This window comes from Dechloromonas sp. A34 (assembly GCF_026261605.1).
GTDB lineage: Bacteria > Pseudomonadota > Gammaproteobacteria > Burkholderiales > Rhodocyclaceae > Azonexus.
Window position 1 is genome coordinate 695,237 of record NZ_CP102486.1, and the last position, 20,181, is coordinate 715,417.

Sequence of the window (20,181 nt, forward strand, 5' to 3'; positions counted from 1 at the left end):
TTATGTTGCGTTGCACAATTGCAACAGATTGGTCAGACCACTGAACGATGTGGCTTTTTGTGGGTGGGAATACTACGCCTTTAGTAATAACTTTTCAGCGAAATTTTTAATGTCCGACCTCCTTTTTAATTTGAATTCGCCGCAATTGCAGGCGGTGACGTTGCCTCCAGTCCATGCCCTGATTCTGGCCGGCGCCGGCAGCGGCAAGACGCGGGTGCTGACGACGCGTATCGCCTGGCTGATGTCGACCGGGCAGGTCGGGCCGCATGGCCTGCTGGCCGTGACTTTCACCAACAAGGCGGCCAAGGAAATGACGGCGAGGCTGTCGGCTCTGGTCCCGATCAACACCCGCGGCATGTGGATCGGCACCTTCCACGGCCTGTGCAACCGGCTGCTCCGCGCCCACTACCGCGAGGCCGGCCTGCCGCAGACTTTCCAGATTCTCGACACGGCCGACCAGCTGGCCATGGTCAAGCGCCTGCTGAAGAACTTGAACGTCGACGACGAGAAATACCCGCCGCGCGAGCTCTGCCATTTCATCAATGCCCACAAGGAGCAGGGCGTGCGCGCGGCCCAGGCCGAGGTCTACGACAATTACACGCAGAAGCGCGTCGAGCTCTACGCCGAGTATGAGAACCAGTGCAACCGTGAGGGCGTCGTCGATTTCGCCGAACTGCTGCTGCGCTGCTTCGAACTGCTGCAACGCAACGAGCCGCTGCGCAAGCATTACCAGGAGCGCTTCCGCTACATCCTGGTCGATGAATTCCAGGACACCAACAAGCTGCAGTACGCCTGGCTGCAACTGCTGGCCGGCGGCGGCGCCAAGGTCTTCGCGGTCGGCGACGACGACCAGAGCATCTATGCCTTCCGCGGCGCCGAGGTCGGCAACATGCGCGATTTCGAGCGCGACTACGCCGGCGACAACATCATCCGCCTGGAACAGAATTACCGCTCGCACGGCAACATCCTGGCTGCCGCCAATGCGCTGATCAAGAACAACCGCGAGCGTCTCGGCAAGAATCTGTGGACCGATGCCGGCGACGGCGAGCCGATCCGCGCCTTCGAGGCCTATTCGGATATCGACGAGGCGCGTTTCATCGTCGAGGAAATCCGCGAACTGGTCCGCGACGGCGTGGCGCCGACCCAGATCGCGCTGCTCTACCGCTCCAATGCTCAGTCGCGAGTGCTCGAAAACGAGCTGTTCACCAAGAACGTGCCCTACAAGGTCTATGGCGGCCTGCGCTTCTTCGAGCGTCAGGAAATCAAGCACGCCCTGGCCTACCTGCGCCTGTTGGGCAATCCGGACGACGACACGGCCTTCCTGCGCGTCGTCAATTTCCCGACCCGCGGCATCGGCGCCCGCTCGCTGGAAAACCTGCAGGCCACGGCCCACCAGTGCAACAGCAGCCTGTACAACGCCGCCGCCTCGCTGACCGGCAAGGCCGGGCAGACGGTCGGCGCCTTTGTCCGGCTGATCGAGGCTTTGCGCGTCGAGACCGAGGGCCTGCCGCTGCCCGAGATGGTCGAGCACGTCATCGAGAAATCCGGCCTGGCCCAGCATTACCGGACCGAGAAGGAAGGCCAGGACCGCCTGGAGAACCTCGACGAACTGATCAACGCCGCCGCCACCTTCGTCGACGACGAGGGCGCCATCGGCGAGGGCGGCGCCCTGGTCTCCTTCCTGACCCTCGCCTCGCTGGAAGCCGGCGAGCATCAGGCCGGCGAGGGCCAGGAAGCGGTCCAGCTGATGTCGGTGCATGCCGCCAAGGGACTGGAATTCGACGTCGTCTTCATCACCGGCCTCGAGCAGGGCCTGTTCCCGCACGACAACTCGGTCAATCAGGGGCGCGAAGGCCTGGAAGAAGAGCGTCGGCTGATGTACGTCGCGGTCACCCGCGCCCGCCAGCGCCTCTACGTGACCTGTGCCCAGACCCGGATGCTGCACGGCCAGACCCGCTACTGCGTGCCGTCGAGTTTCCTCGAGGAAATTCCCGAGCACCTGCTGAAGAAACTCAACAAGAAGAGCGAGTCGGCGCCTGCCGTGCCGGCCTACGGCTCGTTCGGCGGTGGTTATGCCGAGCCGGCAAGCGGCGGTCTGCGCGTCGGCCAGTCGGTCGAACACGCCAAGTTCGGGCTCGGGGTCATCGTCGCCACCGAAGGGCGCGGCGCCGAGGCCCGCGTCCAGGTCAATTTCGGCGGTGGGGCGGGCATGAAGTGGCTGGCTCTCGAATACGCCAAGCTGACGCCGGTCTGAGCCGTCGTCACGGTTAATCCGGCGGCGCCAGTGGCGCCGCGCCGGGCAAAGCCTCCAGGCTGCTGTCGTCCTTGAGGGCGAGGCCGGAGCGACCTAGGCGGCGGGCGCCGTCGAGCAGGTAGGTGAGCTTGCGGGCGGCTACAGCGTAAGACAGGCCTTCCGGGCGGACATTGGATATGCAGTTGCGGTCGGCGTCGGTCAGGCCGGGCCGCGGGCGATGGGTCAGGTAGATGCCCAGGCTGTCCGGCGAACTCAAGCCCGGCCGCTCGCCGATCAGGATGACGACGGTGGCGGCGCCCAAGGCCTCGCCGATGGCGTCGCCGAGGGCAACCCGCGCCTGTTCGGCGATCACCACCGGCGCGATCGACCAGCCGGGCAGCTGGCCGAGGGTGGCGTGCAGCAAGGGTAGGGCGTGCCGGGCGACGGCCAGCGACGACAGGCCGTCGGCAATGACGAAAACCAGGTCGGGCGCGGTGGCTGGCGCCGCCTTTTCCAGTGTGGCCAGACTGTCCGGCGTCAATTGCCGGCCGAGGTCGGGCCGACGCAGATAGGTGGCGCGGTCCGCCGCCTGGCTATGAACCGCGAGGTGGGCCAGGCCGACGGCGTCCAGCGCCGTGGCGAGGGCGGCGCCATCGAGCGGCAAATGCACGGCATCGCGGGCCAGCGCATGGGCCAGGCCGAATTCGAGCAGGGCCGAGGTCGGCAGGCTGTCGCCGCTGCGGCCGAGGGCGATGCGGGCGGCGGTATGACGGCGCAGGGCGCTCCAGGGATCGGGCGTGCCGGGCACGGAACGCCGCGCCGTCATTTCGAAGCCCCGAGTTCGCCGGCCAGTTGCAGCAGCGCCTGGCCCGCCGCCGGCAAGGCCAGTTCGCCGTGGGCGTCGGTCAGCCCCATGCCGGCCAGCCAGTCCTCGAATTCGGGGGCGCGCTTGAGGCCCAGGCTGCGGCGCAGGTAGAGCGCGTCGTGGAAGGAGGTGCTCTGGTAATTGAGCATGATGTCGTCGGCGCCGGGCACGCCCATGATGAAATTGACGCCGGCCACGCCAAGCAGCGTCAGCAGCGTGTCCATGTCGTCCTGGTCGGCCTCGGCGTGGTTGGTGTAGCAGATGTCGCAGCCCATCGGCAGGCCGAGCAGCTTGCCGCAGAAATGGTCCTCGAGCCCGGCGCGGATGATCTGCTTGCCGTCGTAGAGGTATTCCGGGCCGATGAAGCCGACCACGGTGTTGACCAGCAGCGGCTCGAAAGCGCGCGCCACGGCGTAGGCCCGGGCCTCCATGGTCTGCTGGTCGACCTGCCAATGGCCGTTGGCGGAGAGTGAGCTGCCCTGGCCGGTTTCGAAATACATCAGGTTGTCGCCGAGCGTGCCGCGCTGCAGCGATTGCGCCGCGGCGCGCGCTTCGCGAAGCAGGGCGAGATCGATGCCGAAACTGCGGTTGGCCAGTTCGCTGCCGGCGATGGACTGGAACACGAGATCGACCGGCGCCCCGGTCTCGATGGCGCGGATCGTATTGGTGACATGGGTCAGCACGCAGCTCTGGGTCGGGATGGCGTAGCGTTGGCGCAGCTCGTCGAGCTGCTCGAGAAGCCCGCGGATGGCCGGCAGGTTGTCGCCGGCCGGGTTGATGCCGATCACCGCGTCGCCGCAGCCGTAGAACAGGCCGTCGAGCACGGCGGCGGCGATGCCCTTGGCGTCGTCGGTCGGGTGGTTCGGCTGCAGGCGGACGGCGAGCCGTCCGGGCAGGCCCAGGGTGTTGCGAAAGCGGGTGACGACCCGGCACTTGCGGGCGGCCAGGATCAGGTCCTGGTTGCGCATCAGCTTGCTGACCGCGGCGACCATTTCCGGCGTCAGGCCGGGGCGCAGGGCGCTCAGTGCGGCTTCGTCGGCCGCTGCGGCGAGTAGCCAGTCGCGGAATTCGCCGACCGTCAGATGGGCGACCGGCGCGAAGGCTGTGGCATCGTGGGTATCGACGATCAGGCGGGTGACTTCGTCGGCCTCGTAGGGGACGACGGCTTCGTTGAGAAAGTGACGGAGTGGCAGATCGGCCAGCGCCAGGCGGGCGGCCATCCGCTCGTGTTCGCTGGCCGCCGCGACCCCGGCCAGGCAGTCGCCGGAACGGGCCGGACTGGCCTTGGCGAGCAGGCTGCGCAGGTCGGGAAACTGATGGCGAAAGCCGCCGACGGTGGCTGTGTGATTCATTTCTGCCCTTTCGCTGCCGGCGTCCGGTTTTCCGGCCCGCTATCGACCTGCCGGGTCGCGGTGGATTGGAATCATGCCCTGATGATACGCTCGGTGTTTTCCCGAGCAATTATTCTAGAGGAGAGCCCCATGACCCACGCCATTCGCATTCACCAGACCGGCGGCCCGGAAGTCCTGCGCTGGGAGGAAGTTGACGTTCCGGCTCCCGCCGCCGGCGAAGCCCGGGTCCGTCATCATGCCGTCGGCCTCAATTTCATCGACACCTACCACCGCACCGGGCTCTACCCGCTACCGCTGCCGGCCGGGATCGGCCTCGAGGGCGCCGGCGTCGTCGAGGCGGTGGGCGAGGGGGTGACCGAAGTCAAGATCGGCGACCGCGTCGCCTATGCCGGCGGCCCGGTCGGTGCCTATGCCGAAGTGCGCAACATCCCTTCACATCGCCTGCTCAAGCTGCCTGATACCATCGGTTTCAACACCGCGGCCGCGATGATGCTGCAGGGCCTGACCGCCGCCTATCTGCTGCGCAAGACCTACCGCGTGCAGCCCGGCGATGCGGTGCTGATCCATGCCGCGGCCGGCGGCGTCGGCCTGATCGCCTGCCAGTGGGCCAAGGCGCTGGGGGCGACGGTGATCGGCACGGTCGGCTCGGAAGCCAAGGCCGTGCTGGCCAGGGCGCATGGTTGCGATCATGTGATCAACTATTCGACCGAGAACTTCAGCCAGCGCGTCCGCGAAATCACCGGCGGCGAAGGCGTGCCGGTGGTCTATGACGGCGTCGGCAAGGATACCTTCATGGGCTCGCTCGACAGCCTGCGCCCGCTCGGCATGCTGGTCACCTACGGTAACGCTTCCGGGCCGGTGCCGCCGTTCGACCTCTTGCTGCTCTCGCAGAAGGGCTCGCTCTTCGTCACCCGCCCGACCATCATGCATTACACGGCCAAGCGCGCCGATCTTGAAGCGCTCGGCGGCGAACTGTTCGGTGTCGTGCCCTCCGGCCAGGTGCGCATCGAAGTCAACCAGACCTATCCGCTGGCCGACGCCGCCCAGGCCCACCGCGACCTCGAGGCGCGCAAGACGACCGGTTCCACCATCCTCCTCCCATGATGGCTCGCTTCAAGGCCGGACTGCTCTCGCTGCGCGACCTGTTCGCCACCGCCTGGTGGATCGTCCTGATCGTCGGCATCGGTTTCGTCGTCGCCTACCAGTTCGTGCAGCCGGCGCCGCCCAGCCACATCGTCATCACGACTGGCGGCGAAAGCGGTGCCTACTACCAGTTCGCCCAGCGCTACGCGGCGATCCTCGCCCGCTCCGGGGTGACGCTGGAGGTCAGGGCCTCGGCCGGTTCGCTGGAGAACCTCGAGCGCCTGAAAAAGGACGAAGCGCAGGTCGGCTTCGTTCAGGGCGGGGTCATCGAGGCGAAGGATGACGAAGAAGCCGAGGATAGCGGCCTCCTGTCGCTGGGTAGCATGTTCTACGAACCGGTCTGGGTCTTCTATCGCGGCGATAAGACGCTGACCCGGCTGACCGACCTGCGCGGCAAGCGCATCGCCATCGGCCAGGAAGGCTCGGGGGTCCGCCAACTGGCGCAGCAACTGCTGGCCGCCAACGAGCTTGAAGCCGATGCCAGCCTGCTGCCGCTGGCCGGCCTCAAGGCCGCCGAGGAACTGCAGCAGGGGCGGATCGACGCCGCCTTCATCATCGCCGCCGAGAAGGCGCCGGTGGTCCAGGTGCTGCTCCGCTCGCCGGGCATCAAGGTCATGAGTTTCGCCCAGTCCGGCGCCTACCAGCGGCGCTTCCCCTTCCTGACCAAGCTCACCTTCCCGCACGGCGTCGCCGATCTGGTCCGCGATTTTCCGCCGGAAGACATCAAGGTCCTGGCCCCGACCGCCAACCTGATCGTCCGCGACGATCTGCATCCGGCGCTGCAGACCCTGCTCCTCCAGGCGACCAGCGAAGTCCACGGCAAGACCGGCTTTTTCCAGGATGCCGGCGAATTCCCGTCCTACAAGGATCCGATGCTGCCCTTGTCGCCCGAGGCGGCGCGCTACTTCAAGTCGGGCTCGCCCTTTCTGCAGCGCTACCTGCCGTTCTGGCTGGCGGTGCTGATCGACCGCCTGATCGTATTGCTGGTGCCGATCATTGCCCTGCTCATTCCGCTGCTCAAGGTGGCGCCGGCGATCTACACTTGGCGCGTGCGTTCCAAGGTCTTCCGCTGCTACGGCGAGCTGAAGTTCCTCGAAGACGACCTCAAGAACCATTTCGAAGCGGCCAAGCTGGCCGACTACCGTAGCCGGCTCGATGCCATCGACGAGGAGGCCAGCTTGCTGCACGTGCCGCTCGGCTTTACCGATCTGGTCTATACGCTGCGCGAGCACATCAATCTGGTGCAGCATATCCTCGACAAACGGGAGAAGTTGGGATGAAAGCCTTTCTCGTCGCCAACCCCAAGGGCGGCTCCGGCAAGAGCACGCTGGCCACCAACCTGGCCGGCTACTTTGCTTCCAAACGCCACGACGTGATGCTCGGCGACATCGACCGCCAGCAGTCCTCGCGCGAATGGCTAGCCATCCGGCCCTTCGCGCTGCCCAGCATCGATACCTGGGAGATCGGCGCCGACAACATTTCCCGCCCGCCCAAGGGTACCTCGCATGTCGTGCTCGATACCCCGGCCGGCCTGCACGGCAAGCTGCTGGAGAAAGTGCTCAAGCTGTCGACGCGGGTCATCGTGCCGGTTCAGCCGTCGATGTTCGACATGCTGGCGACGCGTCACTTCCTGACCGAACTGCTCTCCGAAAAGGCTGTGCGCAAGGGCAAGGCCGATGTCGCGGTGATCGGCATGCGGGTCGATGCCCGGACCCGCGCCGCCGCAGAGCTGGAGCGCTTCTTCGCGACTTTCGACCTGCCGGTGCTGACTTATCTGCGCGACACGCAGACCTACGTCCAGGCCACCGCCGCCGGCATGACCCTGTTCGACCTGCCGCCCTCGCGCGCCGAGCGCGACCTCGAGCAGTGGCGGGCGATCATCGAGTGGGCCGAGGCGGGATAGTTCCGGCTGCTCAGGCCTGCGGGCAGGCCTGAAACGCGGCCCGGGCGTCGCGCTTTTCGACCGCTTTCAGGGCCAGCAGCAAGACGGTGCCGACCACCATAACCCCGGCCGCGACATAAAGCCCTGCCGCGTAACTGCCCTGGCCGGCGGCCAGCCAGCCGGTGATCGCCGGACCGATGATCTGCGCGGCGCCGTAGGAGAGCGTCATCTTGCCCATCATCTTGGCCGGGCGGGTCGGGTAGTAGCGGCCGGCCATGGTCAGCACCAGGCTGACCATGCCGATGAAGGTGCCACCGAAGAGCAGCGCCCCGATCAGGGTCGCAAACAGGCCGCCGACCACCACTGGCAGCAGCATGCCGATGATCTGCAGCACGGCGGCCAGGATCAGGGCGTTGAGGTCGCCGGTCTTGCGGGCGATCAGGTCCCAGTTGAAACAGGCAGGCGCGGCGCCGATGCCGATCGCCAGGAAGGCCAGGTTGCCCTGGCCGGCCAGGCCCGGCAATTGATTGACGATGGCGACGATGAAGGTGGCGCTGATTACGTAGCCGAAGCCGGCGCAGAAATAGGCAGCCATGAAGAGTCGCATGAAGAGCGGGCTGGGCGGGTTGTCGGTCATCACCTGCCCGCTCTTGGTGACGCCGCTGGTATCCGGCGCCGGCAGCCAGCTGAGGGCGGGAATCAGCAGCAGGGCGCCGATGGCGGTGAAGGCGAACCACTGCTCGCGCCAGTCCAGCCAATGGCTCATCAGGCCGACCGCAGCGGCGCAGCCGGCGATGCCGATGCCGATGCCGGCGAAGTGGATGCCCAGTTCGCTGCGGTGATTGTGGCGGATCAGCCAGTTGAGGATCAGGCCGGTGCCGAGCAGCATGCCGGCGGCGCTGGACAGCCCGGCGACGAAGCGCGACAGCGCCCAGACCGTGAGGTCGGTGCTCAGGCCCATGACCACGGTACTAAGCACGGCGACCACCATACCGATCCGGTAGAGCTTGTCCTTCAAGACGAGGTCGCTGATCAGCGAGGCGATCAGGGCGCCGCTCAGGTAGCCGGCGTAATTCAGCGCCGCCAGCCAGCCGGCTTCGGCGATGCCCAGCCCGGCCTGCTGCTGCATCAGCGGCAGCAGCGGGGTGTAGGAAAAGCGGGCGACGCCGAGCACCAGGATCAGGCTGAAAATGCCGGCGCTCAACACCTTGAGGCGTTCTCTCTGTTGGCTCATGACGAGCTCCTTTTGCTTTGATGGACAGACGATATCTGCGGTAAGCTATCTGATCAAGTGAATTGTCGAGAACAATCAATTCTGTTTTGGAGATATGAAATGGAACTCGTCGCCCTGCGTACCTTCCAGGCGGTGGTCGAAGAAGGCGGCATCCTCGCCGCCTCGCGCAAGTTGAACACTGTCCAGTCCAACGTCACCGGCCGCATTCGCCGGCTCGAGGATGAGTTGGGCACCGAACTCTTCTTCCGCAAGGGGCGCGGGCTGGAACTGGCGCCCTCGGGCCGCGTGCTGCTCGACTATGCGCGCCGCATGTTGCTGCTCGAGCGCCAGACCAGCGCCGCGGTCCGCCAGGTCGGCGAAAGCGTCGGCGAACTGCGTATCGGGGCGATGGAAACTTTTGCCGCCCTCTACCTGCCGACGGCCCTGAAGGCCGTGCGCGTCGGGCATCCGCGCCTCGAGCTGCGGGTGTCGACCGGAACCAGTAGCAAGCTGGCCGACCAGGTGCTGGCCCACAAGCTCGACTGCGCTTTCGTCGCCGGGCCGGTCGTCCATCCCGATCTGTGCTTCGACGAACTGGCGGTCGAGGAACTGGTGCAGATTTCGGCCGTCGGCAGCAACCCGGTCGAGCAACCGCTGATCCTGTTTCGCGAAGGCTGCGCCTACCGCACCCGGGCCCTGGCCTGGCAGCGCGCCACCGGCCACGCGGTGGCTGATGCCATGGAGTTCGGGACGCTGGAAGGCATTCTCGGCTGCGTCGCGGTCGGCCTCGGCTGGACCCTGATGCCGCGCCGGGTGGTCGAGCAGTCGGCGCATGCCGGCGAGTTGGTGGTGGTCGGCGTGCCCGACGAAATCGGCCGCGTGCCGACCGGCATGATTTCCCTGCGCGACGGGCCGCCGATGGGGGCGCTGAAAACCCTGGCCGAAGCGATTTCGGCGGCGGCCCGGCGGGCGGGCTGAGCCGGGCGTTTACTTCGCGGTTTTGCGGGCGGTGATCACCAGCGTGATGCCACCGAGGACGGCGACAGCGGCCAGGACCAGGCGCGGCGTGATCGCCTCGTCGAGAAAAACGCTGCCGCCGAGCGCCGCGATCACCGGCACGCTGAGTTGCACGGTTGCCGCGCTGGTCGCGCGCAATCCCGGCAGGGCGCTGTACCACACCGCGTAACCGAGGCCGGAGGCGAGCGCCCCGGAGGCGATGGCATAGCCCAGGCCGACGACATCCATGGCGGCCTGCGGCAGCATGATCAGGCTGAGCGCCGCGACAAACGGCAGGGCGCGGATGAAGTTGCCGGCCGTGCTGGCAGTCGCGTCGGTGCTGCCGCGGCCGCGCAGCGAATAGACGCCCCAGGCGATACCGGCGACGATCATCAGCAGCGAACCGGCGAGCGGCGGGGCGGACAGTCCGGGCAGCAGCAGGCCGACCAGCCCGGCTCCGGCGAGGATCACGCCGGCTGCCGGAACGACGCCGAGGCGTTCGCCACGCCACAGGCCGTAGCCGATCATGGTCGCCTGCACGGCGCCGAACAGCAGCAGGGCGCCGGCCGCCGCCGGCAAGCTGAGGTAGGCGAAGGAGAAACCGGCGGCATAGGTAAACAGCGCGAATGCCGAGCGCCAGCTACCGTGTCGGACGATCCCGCCGGCGCGCAGATGGACGATCAGGCCGAGCATCAGCGCGCCGGCCGCCAGCCGTACCAGGGTGAAGCTGGCTGCGTCGATGTGTCCGCCGCGGAGCGCGATGCGGCAGAGCAGCGAATTGGCGGCAAAGGCGATCATCGCCACCATCGTCAGCAGCACGACCGTTGTCTTGTTCATGGGGGTTTATCCGTGAGGGGGGGGGCTGGCGGATGCCGAACAACAGCGGGTTGGGCGATCCGGCCGACTGCATCATACGCAATCGATTTATTGACTGACAACTGCGGGCGATGTGAAATCGATGGCGGCCATGGGAGCGATTAAATGGCGCCGAGCGTGCTACGCAGGCGGTTTGGAATTTACTACGCCATCCATGCTTCGCCCAGGGCCTGCATCTGCCGCAACACCAACTCCACTGCCGCGTCCTGCTGGTCGGGCGGGTACTTGTACTTGCGCAGGATACGTTTCACCATCAGGCGCAGCTTGGCCCGCACGCTCTCCCGGGCCGACCAGTCCACGCTGAGGTTTTGGCGCAGGTTCTCGGTCAGTTCGTGAGCGATCTTCTTCAGGGTTTCATCGGACAGTTCGCGAACCGCCGATTCATTGTCGACCAAGGCATCGTAGAAACGCACTTCATCGTCGGTCAGCCCCAGTTCCTCGCCACGGTTGGCGGCCGCCCGGAACTTCCTGGCCATCTCGATCAACTCTTCGATGACCTGGGCCGTTTCGATGGCCCGGTTCTGGTAGCGCTTGATGACGTTGGCGAGCAGTTCAGAAAACTTCTTTTCCTGCACCACGTTGCCGGCAAAGCGGGTCTTGATTTCGCCTTCCAGCAAGCGCTCCAGCAACTCGACCGCCAGATTCCGCTCCGGCAGGTTGCGCACGTCGGCCAGGAATTCGTCATCGAGGATGCCGATGTTCGGCTTGTCCAGCCCCACCGCATCGAAGACATCGACCACTTCTTCGGAGACTACCGCCGAACCGATGATCTGGCGGATCGCCAGTTCGCGCTCCTCGTCACTACGTTTCTGCGCACTGAGTTCCCGCTTGGTCAAAATGACTTTCACCGCCTGGAAGAAAGCCAACTCTTCACGCACCGCCTTGGCTTCATCCAGCGTGCAGCACAGCGTGAAGGCCTTGCTCATGGCCAGCGCCGTGTCGGCAAAGCGCTTCTTGCCGTCTTTCAGCCCCAGCACATGGTTGGCAGCACCCGCCAGCCGTTTGTGGCCGGCGCACAGGAAATCGCTGTAGTCGAAGCCATGCAGCAGGCCGCGCAGGATGTCGAGTTTCTCTGCCAGTACGGCGTAGGCTTCGGCGGCATCCACCGTCGGCCGGCCGCGTCCGTTGCTGTTGGTGTACTCCCGCAAGGCGCTTTTCAGCTCGTTGGCGATGCCGATGTAGTCCACCACCAGCCCGCCCTGCTTGTCCTTGAACACCCGATTGACCCGAGCGATAGCCTGCATCAGGTTGTGGCTCTTCATCGGCTTGTCGACGTAGAGCGTATGGACACAGGGCGCGTCGAAGCCGGTCAGCCACATATCGCGCACGATGACGATGCTTAACGGATCGGCCGGGTCCTTGAAGCGCTTCTCCAGCCGCTTCTTGATCTGAGCACTGTAGATATGCGGCCGTAGCAGCGCCTTGTCGCTGGCCGAACCGGTCATCACGATCTTGATGGCGCCCTTTTCCGGGTCGGCATCGTGCCATTCCGGCCGTAGCTTGACGATCTCGTTGTAGAGATGGACGCAGATCTCGCGGCTCATGGCGACGACCATCGCCTTGCCGCTCTGCGCCTGGTTGCGTTCCTCGAAGTGGGCGACCAGATCACCAGCCACGCTGGCAATGCGCGGCTCGGCGCCGACCACCTTTTCCAGCGCCGCCCATTTGCTCTTCAGTTGCGCCTTCTGGCTGTCTTCCTCGTCCTCGGCCAGCTCGTCGACCTCATCGTCGATCTGCGGCAGCTCTTCCTGCTTCAGCGACAGCTTGGCCAGGCGCGACTCGAAGTAAATGGCGACCGTCGCCCCGTCTTCCTTGGCCTGCTGCATGTCGTAAACGTGGATGTAATCGCCGAACACGGCGCGGGTGTCGCGGTCCTCGGACGATACCGGCGTACCGGTGAAGGCAACGAAGGTGGCATTGGGCAGGGCGTCGCGCAAATGCTGGGCATAGCCGACCTGATACCGCGCCCCATACTCGGCCAGCGGTTCGGCCACGCGTAGTTGATGGTCATCATTGGTGGCCACGTTATGCCCGGGTAACACGTTCATGTAACGTTCAATGGGCGCCTTAACAGTTTTCAGCTTGGCCTCGAAACCGTACTGCGTCCGGTGCGCCTCGTCGGCAATCACCACGATGTTGCTGCGCTCGGAAAGAACCGGGAAGCTGTCCTCATCCTCGCCCGGCATGAATTTCTGAATGGTGGCGAACACAATGCCGCCAGATGGTCGGTTGCCCAGTTTGGCGCGCAAGTCCTGCCGGGTGTTGGCTTGCACCGGCTGCTCGCGCAACAAATCCTGGGCCAGCGAAAACACCCCGAACAACTGCCCATCCAGATCGTTGCGGTCGGTGATGACGACGATGGTCGGGTTCTCCATCGCCGTTTCCTGCATCACCCGTGCGGCGAAGCAGGTCATGGTGATGCTCTTGCCGCTGCCCTGCGTATGCCAGACAACGCCGCCCTTGTGCGTGCCACCGGGGCGCGAAGCCACCACCACCTGGTTGATCGCCGCCCGCACCGCATGGAACTGGTGATAACCGGCAATCTTCTTGGCCAGCCCGCAGTCATCCTCGAACAGCACAAAGAAGCGCAGGTAATCGAGCAGTTGCGCCGGCGCCAGAACGCCGCGAATCAGCGTTTCCAGCTCGTTGAACTGACCCAGCGGATCGAGCGTCAGGCCATCGATCGTCCGCCACTGCATGAAACGCTCGGCATTGCTGGACAGCGAACCCAGCCGCGCCTCGCTACCGTCCGAAATGACCAGCAGCTCGTTGTACTGGAACACATCGGGGATCTGTTCCTTGTAGGTCTGGATCTGGTCGTAGGCTTTCCAGATATCGGCCTTCTCGTCGGCAGGATTCTTCAGCTCCAGCAGCACCAGCGGCAGTCCGTTCACGAACAGGATCACATCCGGCCGGCGGGTGTGGTGCGGGCCTTTGATGGAGAACTGATTGACCGCCAGCCAGCGGTTCTTGGCTGGATTGCTCCAGTCGATCAGGCGAACGAAATCACCGCGCGTTTCGCCCTCTTTCTGGTATTCCACCGGCACGCCGCCAACCAGCAATTTGTGGAAATGGCGATTCGCCGAAAGCAAAGCCGGGATGCCGAGATCAAGCACCTGCTTCAAGGCATCTTCTCGGGCGGCAGTCGGGATGTCCGGGTTTAGCCGGTGGATGGCTTCGCGCAGACGAAACGGCAGCAGCACCTGCTGATAACTGGCGCGTTCGGCGCTATCGCCATCCGGGGCGATGTCCGGACCGAAGAGCGTGTCGTAGCCGGCGTCGGTCAGCCAGCCCAGCGCTTCCTGTTCGAGTTGCTCTTCAGTCATGCTCAAAACACCCATCGTCGATTTGCGTTTAAACACTTAACGCATTGATTTTTAATGAACGCCATGCAGGAGAACTTCTGAAGAAGGTTTTGCGTTTAAGCACCCGTTAAGCCCAGAACGGCAGGTAACGGGCATAGCGAGTCGACGACGTTTCTGACTCGTCAGGTTTGATCAGCCCGGCATCCTTTGTGGCCCCAATGACTTGAGAAGCAATAGCCGCTTTCGATTCAGGCAGGCGGAAGCGTTCACGCAAGCTTTGGTTCGACATTCGCTGGTTGCTGACGTACTTCAAGCAGCAATGCTGATAACAGGCCCGGGTACGGTCGGCCTTGCTCATCTCGGCAAAATCCTGATGCGCAAATAGCACCGCTGTCGTACGGGTATCGCCAATTCTGAAATCCGGCGCAGGCAGTTGAAAAACCTCGGCAGCACTTACAACCTTGTCGATGCCACTACCTTTTTCCTCGCAAATCCCCATGCGGCGCATCAACTCAGCCAACCGTTCATTGCGTGAGCGGTATTCGTCGATGAATCGTTCGACCTTGATCGGGGGAAGCCCCGGATTCGAAACCTCCAAACGGTCGGAATACATCTCGATCATGACCGATCCACCGGTTGCCAAAAAATCTTGATGCACCAGCCCATTGGCGATCAACTCCCGAATCGCCTGACGGGGAAACATCTTGACCTCTTCACGCACCACCTGTTCGACAAATCTGTTTTGAGGCGCCGAAGAGTGGACAAAATCGATCAGGTTTTCAAAACCAACGGCGTATCCCTTGGCCCCCAACTTGTCTTCGCGGGTATTCAATTTGTTGGGGCCGTCGTAAATCACAACCCGAGGTGCTTTTCTCGCCAGTTCGGGCGGGAAGGCATCCAGTCGTTTCGCAAGCAAAATGGCCGCAAGATTCGAGATGGACCATCCCCCGATACGACTCTCAATCAGGCGTTCCTGCTGCAACCGCGCTAACACCCCATCTCGGCTGGTCGGGTAAGGCAAGTTCATCAACTCGAAGAACGACTGCGTGTCGAGCAACGCCACCACGTCATCGGCGGATGCATTTTCCTTGGCAAGTTGCTCAAACCAGTCTGCCTGCCCCTCGGCAAAAATGCGTTTCAGAAAATCAGGCGTCATCGTAACCAGCTCTTCGCCGGCCCTCATCCAATAAGCCCCTTCGTATGCAAGTGGTGTTCCCACCGGGCGCGGGGAATCTCAAAAACAAGCACCCTGCCATCAGGATGCCCGAGTTCCGTGATTTCAACCCGGAACCTTAAGGACTCAAGAATCTTGCCCTTGATATCTCCAATATTCTGGTAGGACTGCGTTCCAACAACTCGGCGAGGGGGTTTGTCGCTTACCCCAAAAACCAGAAAGCCCCCACCTTCGTTCGCCAAAGCAGCGCAATAGCGCATGAGCTTTGTCATATCGAACTGCTGCTTGGCTTCCTTGAATTCCAGATGCTCGTCTTCTGGCACCCCTGCCAGCCAGCGATTGAGAGTCTCCATCGAGATCATTTGAAGCCCCCCGAAGTCGATTTGTATAGAAAGTTCGTATTTTTATACATGTTGCGGCCGACATGTATAGAAAACCCCGGAATTACCAAGGAATGCTGCGACAAGCCCCTAAACGAAACACGTCTGATCATGAACCCACCTCTTCAAGCATCGCCTCGGCCTCCGGCAGGCGCAACTGGCCGGAGATCAGGCGGGGAAGCAGGGTGTCGCGGAGGGTGGCGAGGGTTTGGGTTTGTTTTTCGTTTTCGAACACACGCTCATGAATCGGTGCGACCGTTTCATTAAAGAGGTCGAGTGCAGCCTTGTCAGGACGAATTACATGCAGGCGCTTCATGTCAGCTACGGTGACGTGGCCTAGCCCGGTCGTTTGCTTGTTGCGCGCCAGTTCGGCAAACACTGGGCGAAGGTGTTTTAGCATTTGCAGGACAAACGAACGCTCTTTAGCAGCATGAGGTATCACACGAAAAATATGTTGATTCAGCCATGCTTGACTGTGCTGCCAGACAAAGCTATCTATTGATGTGTCCGGGTTGCCCGACCATGAGAACAAAATATCGCCTGTCTCTATGCGATATTTCTCAGGCATCGCAACGTCAGAGTACGCAGTCTGCGACGTCACTCCAGATTTAAGCTCCGCAATCTTGATAATTGGCAAACCACGGCGCTCTGAATTCGGCTCAAAAGCCTTGTAAGCAGCGCCATTGATATACGTCGCCCAGTCGTATATCGGACAAGTTCCCCAACCCTTCGGCACCAAGCCCAGTTCCGATTCCTCGAAGCTGTAAGGAAAGAGCGCGGCGGTGGCTTCGTCCATGCCTTCCGGGGCGCGGCCTTGTTGTTTGGCGTGGACGGGGTCGAAATCGACAAACCACGATTTGAACAGCGCCTGAGCGATGGCTTCGAGCGTGGCATTGGTTTCGCCCAGGAGGGCGATGCGGTCGTCGAGACAGCACAGAAAATGAACGATTCGCTCTTGCTCAGCAATACTTGGTACAGGTGTCGGAATTTTCTCGACTACCGCTCGTGGTGCGATGTTTAGCTGAACAGCTCCTTGCGAAGCATTCACAAGTTCAGATTTTCCTTGCGGCGACAATAAAAAGTAGTAGAGAAATCGCGGCAGGAGAACATCGTCCTTGGGTCGAAGTATCAACAGAGCTTGGCTGATGAGTCCAAGCGGATGCCCTTCCTCTATTACCGAAATCCGACCAACGGTTCCAGAGCAGCTAACGATCAAATCGTTCTGTTTAACTGCAAATCTCTTCAGCTCGTTGAACTTCTCTTGATCAACAAAAAACCGAAAATTACGATGCCCGTCAATTGCCTGCTGCTGTTCATAAACAGGTATTCCTTCTGTTTTTAATTCTTGTCGTTTAAGAGCAGAACCAAATGGGCCTCGGATATAGCCTTTATCGGATAACAGGCTACCGAGCGGAGCTGAATCAAAACTCATACCCCAGCCCCCCCAACTTCTGCCGGATCAAGGTCTCTAGTTCCGCCCCTTTCGCCATCTGCTCGCCCAGCTTCTCGGTGAGCTTTTGCATCTTGTCGGCGAAGGCTTCGTCGTCGTCCTCGACCTCTTCGGCACCGACATAGCGGCCCGGTGTCAGGACATGGCCGTGTTCGGCGATTTCGGCCAGCTTGACGCTGCGGCAGTAGCCGGGAATGTCGGTGTAGGCGGCCGGTGCGCCATTCGTTCCTTCGACAGGCTCAGGACGAACGGAAGGGATTTCGCGCCAGGCGGCGACGGTGCCGGCGATGCGGGCGATGACCTCATCGGTGAATTCCGTTTGCACCCGGCTGATCATGCTGCCCAGCTTGCGGGCGTCGATGAACAGCACTTCACCCTGGCGGGTTTGCTTCTGCCGGGCGAGGAACCACAGGCAGGCTGGAATCTGGGTGTTGAAGAAGAGTTGGCCGGGCAAGGCGATCATCACTTCGACCACGTCGGCGTCGACCATGGCGCGGCGGATGTCGCCTTCGCTGTTCTGGCTGGAACTCATCGAGCCGTTGGCGAGCACGATGCCGGCGCGGCCGCTGGGCTTGAGGTGGTAGAGCATATGCTGCAGCCAGGCGTAGTTGGCGTTGCCGGCCGGCGGCTGGCCGTATTCCCAGCGCGGGTCGCCGGTCAGGCTGGCGTGCCACCAGTCGCTGATGTTGAACGGCGGGTTGGCCAGAATGAAATCGGCGCGCAAATCCGGGTGCTGGTTGCGGGTGAAGGTGTCGCCGGGTTCGCGGCCGAGGTTGAAGTCGATGCCGCGAATGGCCAGGTTCATGGCGGCGAGGCGCCAGGTGGTGGGGTTGGATTCCTGGCCGTAGATGGAGACATCGCCGATCTTGCCGCCGTGCGCTTCGATGAATTTCTCGGATTGCACGAACATGCCGCCGGAGCCGCAGCAGGGGTCGTAAACCTTGCCGTGGTGCGGTGCGAGCACGGCAACCAAGGTCTTGACGATGCTGGCCGGCGTGTAGAACTGGCCGCCCTTCTTGCCTTCGGCGCTGGCGAACTGGCCGAGGAAGTATTCATAGACCTGGCCGAGCACGTCGCGGGCCTGGCCCGGTTCGTCGCCGAAGCCGATGGTGGACACCAGATCGACCAGTTCGCCGAGCTTGCCGTCCGGCAACTGGGCGCGGGCGTAGCGTTTGTCGAGGATGCCCTTGAGCTTGGGGTTTTCGACTTCGATGATAGTCAGCGCATCATCAATGCGTTTGCCGATGTCCGGCTGCTTGGCAGCGGCGCGGATGGCTTCCCAGCGAGCCGATTCCGGCACCCAGAAGACGTTGACCTCGCGGTAGTAGTCGCGGTCTTCCAGTTCGGCGGCGAGCAGTTCGTCATCGCAATCGTGCAGGAAATAGTCGTCGGACTCGTCGGCGAAACGCCGGGTCAGTTCGGTTCGGCGGGCGGCGAAGGTGTCGGAAACGTATTTGACGAAGATCAGGCCGAGGACCAGATGCTTGTATTCGGCCGCGTCCATGTTGGCGCGCAGCTTGTCGGCGGTGGCCCAGAGGGTTTTCTTGATGTCGTCGAGCATGGGTAGTGGTTGTTTTCTGATGCGCCGGCTGAGCCGGCGGGTTTGTCGAGAAGCGGCATTATGCGTGCTATGCCGGGGCGGGCCAATTCGGGGGCGGGCTGAGGGGGTCAAAGCCCTTCGGTCAGCGCCGCGATCTCTTCCGGCTTTTCCAGCTCGGCGAGAAACCATTCCAGCGCCTTGCCGACCTGCCGGGTGCGCCAGGCCAGGTGCAGCGGCATGGCCGGGCGCGGATCGGCGATCTGCTTTTCGACCAGCCTGCCGGCGGCGATTTCCGGGGCGGCCAGCCAGTGGGGCAGGTGGCCGATGCCGAGGCCGGCGACCTGGGCGCTGGCTTTGGCGCGGATGTCGGGGACGCGCAGCGTGTCCTGGCCTTCGAGCAGGCCGACGCTGCGGGCATCGAGTTCCTGGGAGGTGTCGGCGATCACGATGGCGCGGTGGCGCAGCAATTCGCTGCTCGGGATGGTGCCTTCCCAGGCGGTCAGCGGGTGGCCGGGGGCGATGGCGAAGATGAAACGGCTGTGGCTGCAGAGCAGCCGGGACGACATGCCACTGCGCGCCGGCATGTCGCCAGGGGCGCCGATCACGAAATCGGCGCGGCCGGTGGCCAGCGCATCCCAGCAGCCGCCGAGCACTTCATAGGTGAGTCGGACCTGGGTGCCGCAGCCGACGGCGTAGAAACGGTCGAGTAGCGGGTAGAGGCGCTCGACCGGAATGATGGCGTCGAGCGCGATGCGCAATTCCGACTCCCAGCCGCTGGCGATGCGCCGGACCCGGCGCTCCAACTCGTCGGCGGCGCGCAGCAGATGGCGGCCGTCGGCGAGCAGGGTCTGGCCGGCGGCGCTGAGCGTCGCCTTGCGCCCGGTGCGGATGAAGAGCTGGGCGTCGAGATCGCTTTCCAGTTTTGCGACGGCATGGGAGAGCGCCGAGGGCACGCGATGCAGCGCCGTGGCGGCGGCGGTGAAGCTGCCGTGGCGGTCGATGGCATCGAGGATGGCGAGCAGGTCGAGGGAGATTTTCATGTGAATTTATTTGAACGATACGGCCAAAATTATTCGCTGGTTATGGCTGAACGGTACGCCTACCATGACAACTAAGCAATGTCGCAAATTCACAAGGAAATCGCCATGACTCAAGTTGTCGTCGTTTATCACTCCGGCTACGGCCATACCCAACGCGTTGCCCAACAGGTGGCGGCCGGCGCCAATGGTGAACTGCTCGCCATCGATGTCGAGGGCAACCTGCCGGAAGAGGGCTGGAACAAGCTGGCCGCCGCCGACGCCATCGTTTTCGGCACGCCGACCTACATGGGCGGCCCGAGCTGGCAGTTCAAGAAATTCGCCGATGCCTCGTCCAAGGCCTGGTACACCCGCGCCTGGCAGGACAAGGTGTTCGGCGGCTTCACCAACAGCGCCAGCCCGGTCGGCGACAAGGGCGCCACCCTGATCCAGTTGCAGACCCTGGCGTCGCAGCACGGCGGGATCTGGGCCAGTCTCGGCCTGTTGCCGAGCAATACCAAGGGCGCGACGCGCAACGACATCAATAATCTCGGCGGTTCGGTCGGCCTGCTCGTGCAGTCGCCGTCGGATGCCAGCGTCGACGAAATCCCCCAGGGCGATCTCGATACCGCCCACAGTTACGGTCGACGGGTCGCCGAAGTCGCCGCCAAGCTGCGCAGCTAGTGCCAGCTTTTGCCTTTGTGGCGCTAAACCGCCACGCCTAGGCCATTCGGGGCTGCCGGAGGGGTGCCCGCA

Annotated in this window: 16 protein-coding genes; 6 read left to right on the forward strand and 10 right to left on the reverse strand. The window is 63.4% G+C overall.

Annotated elements, in window-relative coordinates:
• Positions 1-109: 109 nt before the first annotated feature.
• On the forward strand, positions 110-2,254 hold the full coding sequence (locus NQE15_RS03470; RefSeq protein WP_265946565.1) for a UvrD-helicase domain-containing protein: 2,145 nt from the start codon (positions 110-112) through the stop codon (positions 2,252-2,254).
• Between the two features lie 13 nt (positions 2,255-2,267).
• Here the strand turns inward: NQE15_RS03470 and eutC are convergent, their stop codons facing one another.
• Positions 2,268-3,059, reverse strand: coding sequence for an ethanolamine ammonia-lyase subunit EutC (gene eutC / locus NQE15_RS03475; protein ID WP_265946567.1), 792 nt, complete (start codon positions 3,057-3,059; stop codon positions 2,268-2,270).
• Positions 3,056-4,450, reverse strand: coding sequence for an ethanolamine ammonia-lyase subunit EutB (locus tag NQE15_RS03480; protein ID WP_265946569.1), 1,395 nt, complete (start codon positions 4,448-4,450; stop codon positions 3,056-3,058). The genes eutC and NQE15_RS03480 overlap by 4 nt, the downstream gene beginning before the upstream one ends.
• A gap of 129 nt (positions 4,451-4,579) precedes the next feature.
• Between NQE15_RS03480 and NQE15_RS03485 the strand changes: the two genes are divergently transcribed.
• From NQE15_RS03485 to NQE15_RS03495, 3 genes are read left to right on the forward strand one after another with little or no spacing between them, the layout of a single operon-like run.
• Positions 4,580-5,554, forward strand: coding sequence for a quinone oxidoreductase family protein (locus tag NQE15_RS03485; RefSeq protein WP_265946572.1), 975 nt, complete (start codon positions 4,580-4,582; stop codon positions 5,552-5,554).
• The gene (locus tag NQE15_RS03490; protein WP_265946574.1) at positions 5,551-6,873 is read left to right on the forward strand and encodes a TAXI family TRAP transporter solute-binding subunit; all 1,323 of its coding nucleotides are present in this window, start codon (positions 5,551-5,553) and stop codon (positions 6,871-6,873) included. Before NQE15_RS03485 ends, NQE15_RS03490 begins: the two co-directional genes overlap by 4 nt.
• On the forward strand, positions 6,870-7,496 hold the full coding sequence (locus tag NQE15_RS03495; protein ID WP_265946576.1) for a ParA family protein: 627 nt from the start codon (positions 6,870-6,872) through the stop codon (positions 7,494-7,496). Before NQE15_RS03490 ends, NQE15_RS03495 begins: the two co-directional genes overlap by 4 nt.
• Before the next feature lie 10 nt (positions 7,497-7,506).
• Here NQE15_RS03495 and NQE15_RS03500 read toward each other — a convergent pair whose 3' ends face one another.
• Positions 7,507-8,709: a YbfB/YjiJ family MFS transporter gene (locus NQE15_RS03500; RefSeq protein ID WP_265946578.1), complete on the reverse strand. Its 1,203-nt coding sequence runs from the start codon at positions 8,707-8,709 to the stop codon at positions 7,507-7,509.
• A gap of 99 nt (positions 8,710-8,808) precedes the next feature.
• Between NQE15_RS03500 and NQE15_RS03505 the strand changes: the two genes are divergently transcribed.
• Positions 8,809-9,666 (forward strand): LysR family transcriptional regulator, encoded by an 858-nt coding sequence (locus NQE15_RS03505; RefSeq protein ID WP_265946580.1) that lies wholly within the window; start codon positions 8,809-8,811, stop codon positions 9,664-9,666.
• A gap of 9 nt (positions 9,667-9,675) precedes the next feature.
• Here NQE15_RS03505 and NQE15_RS03510 read toward each other — a convergent pair whose 3' ends face one another.
• The 7 genes from NQE15_RS03510 to NQE15_RS03540 form a co-directional block, all read right to left on the reverse strand.
• Positions 9,676-10,521 carry a DMT family transporter gene (locus NQE15_RS03510; RefSeq protein ID WP_265946582.1) on the reverse strand — a complete coding sequence of 282 codons (846 nt, stop codon included), beginning with the start codon at positions 10,519-10,521 and terminating at the stop codon, positions 9,676-9,678.
• Positions 10,522-10,703: 182 nt separating this feature from the next.
• Positions 10,704-13,886 carry a type I restriction endonuclease subunit R gene (locus NQE15_RS03515; RefSeq protein ID WP_265946584.1) on the reverse strand — a complete coding sequence of 1,061 codons (3,183 nt, stop codon included), beginning with the start codon at positions 13,884-13,886 and terminating at the stop codon, positions 10,704-10,706.
• Positions 13,887-13,992: 106 nt separating this feature from the next.
• Complete coding sequence (locus NQE15_RS03520; protein WP_265946586.1) at positions 13,993-15,048, reverse strand: ATP-binding protein; 1,056 nt, start codon at positions 15,046-15,048, stop codon at positions 13,993-13,995.
• On the reverse strand, positions 15,045-15,401 hold the full coding sequence (locus NQE15_RS03525; RefSeq protein ID WP_265946587.1) for a helix-turn-helix domain-containing protein: 357 nt from the start codon (positions 15,399-15,401) through the stop codon (positions 15,045-15,047). The genes NQE15_RS03520 and NQE15_RS03525 overlap by 4 nt, the downstream gene beginning before the upstream one ends.
• Before the next feature lie 127 nt (positions 15,402-15,528).
• A complete protein-coding gene (locus tag NQE15_RS03530) occupies positions 15,529-16,851 on the reverse strand; it encodes a restriction endonuclease subunit S (RefSeq protein WP_265946589.1) in 1,323 nt (440 codons plus the stop codon).
• Entirely contained in the window at positions 16,841-18,430 is a 1,590-nt protein-coding gene (locus tag NQE15_RS03535) for a type I restriction-modification system subunit M (protein WP_265946591.1), read from the reverse strand. Before NQE15_RS03535 ends, NQE15_RS03530 begins: the two co-directional genes overlap by 11 nt.
• A gap of 107 nt (positions 18,431-18,537) precedes the next feature.
• Positions 18,538-19,449 (reverse strand): LysR family transcriptional regulator, encoded by a 912-nt coding sequence (locus NQE15_RS03540; protein ID WP_265946593.1) that lies wholly within the window; start codon positions 19,447-19,449, stop codon positions 18,538-18,540.
• Positions 19,450-19,554: 105 nt separating this feature from the next.
• Between NQE15_RS03540 and NQE15_RS03545 the strand changes: the two genes are divergently transcribed.
• On the forward strand, positions 19,555-20,109 hold the full coding sequence (locus tag NQE15_RS03545; protein WP_265946595.1) for a flavodoxin family protein: 555 nt from the start codon (positions 19,555-19,557) through the stop codon (positions 20,107-20,109).
• Positions 20,110-20,181: the final 72 nt, after the last annotated feature.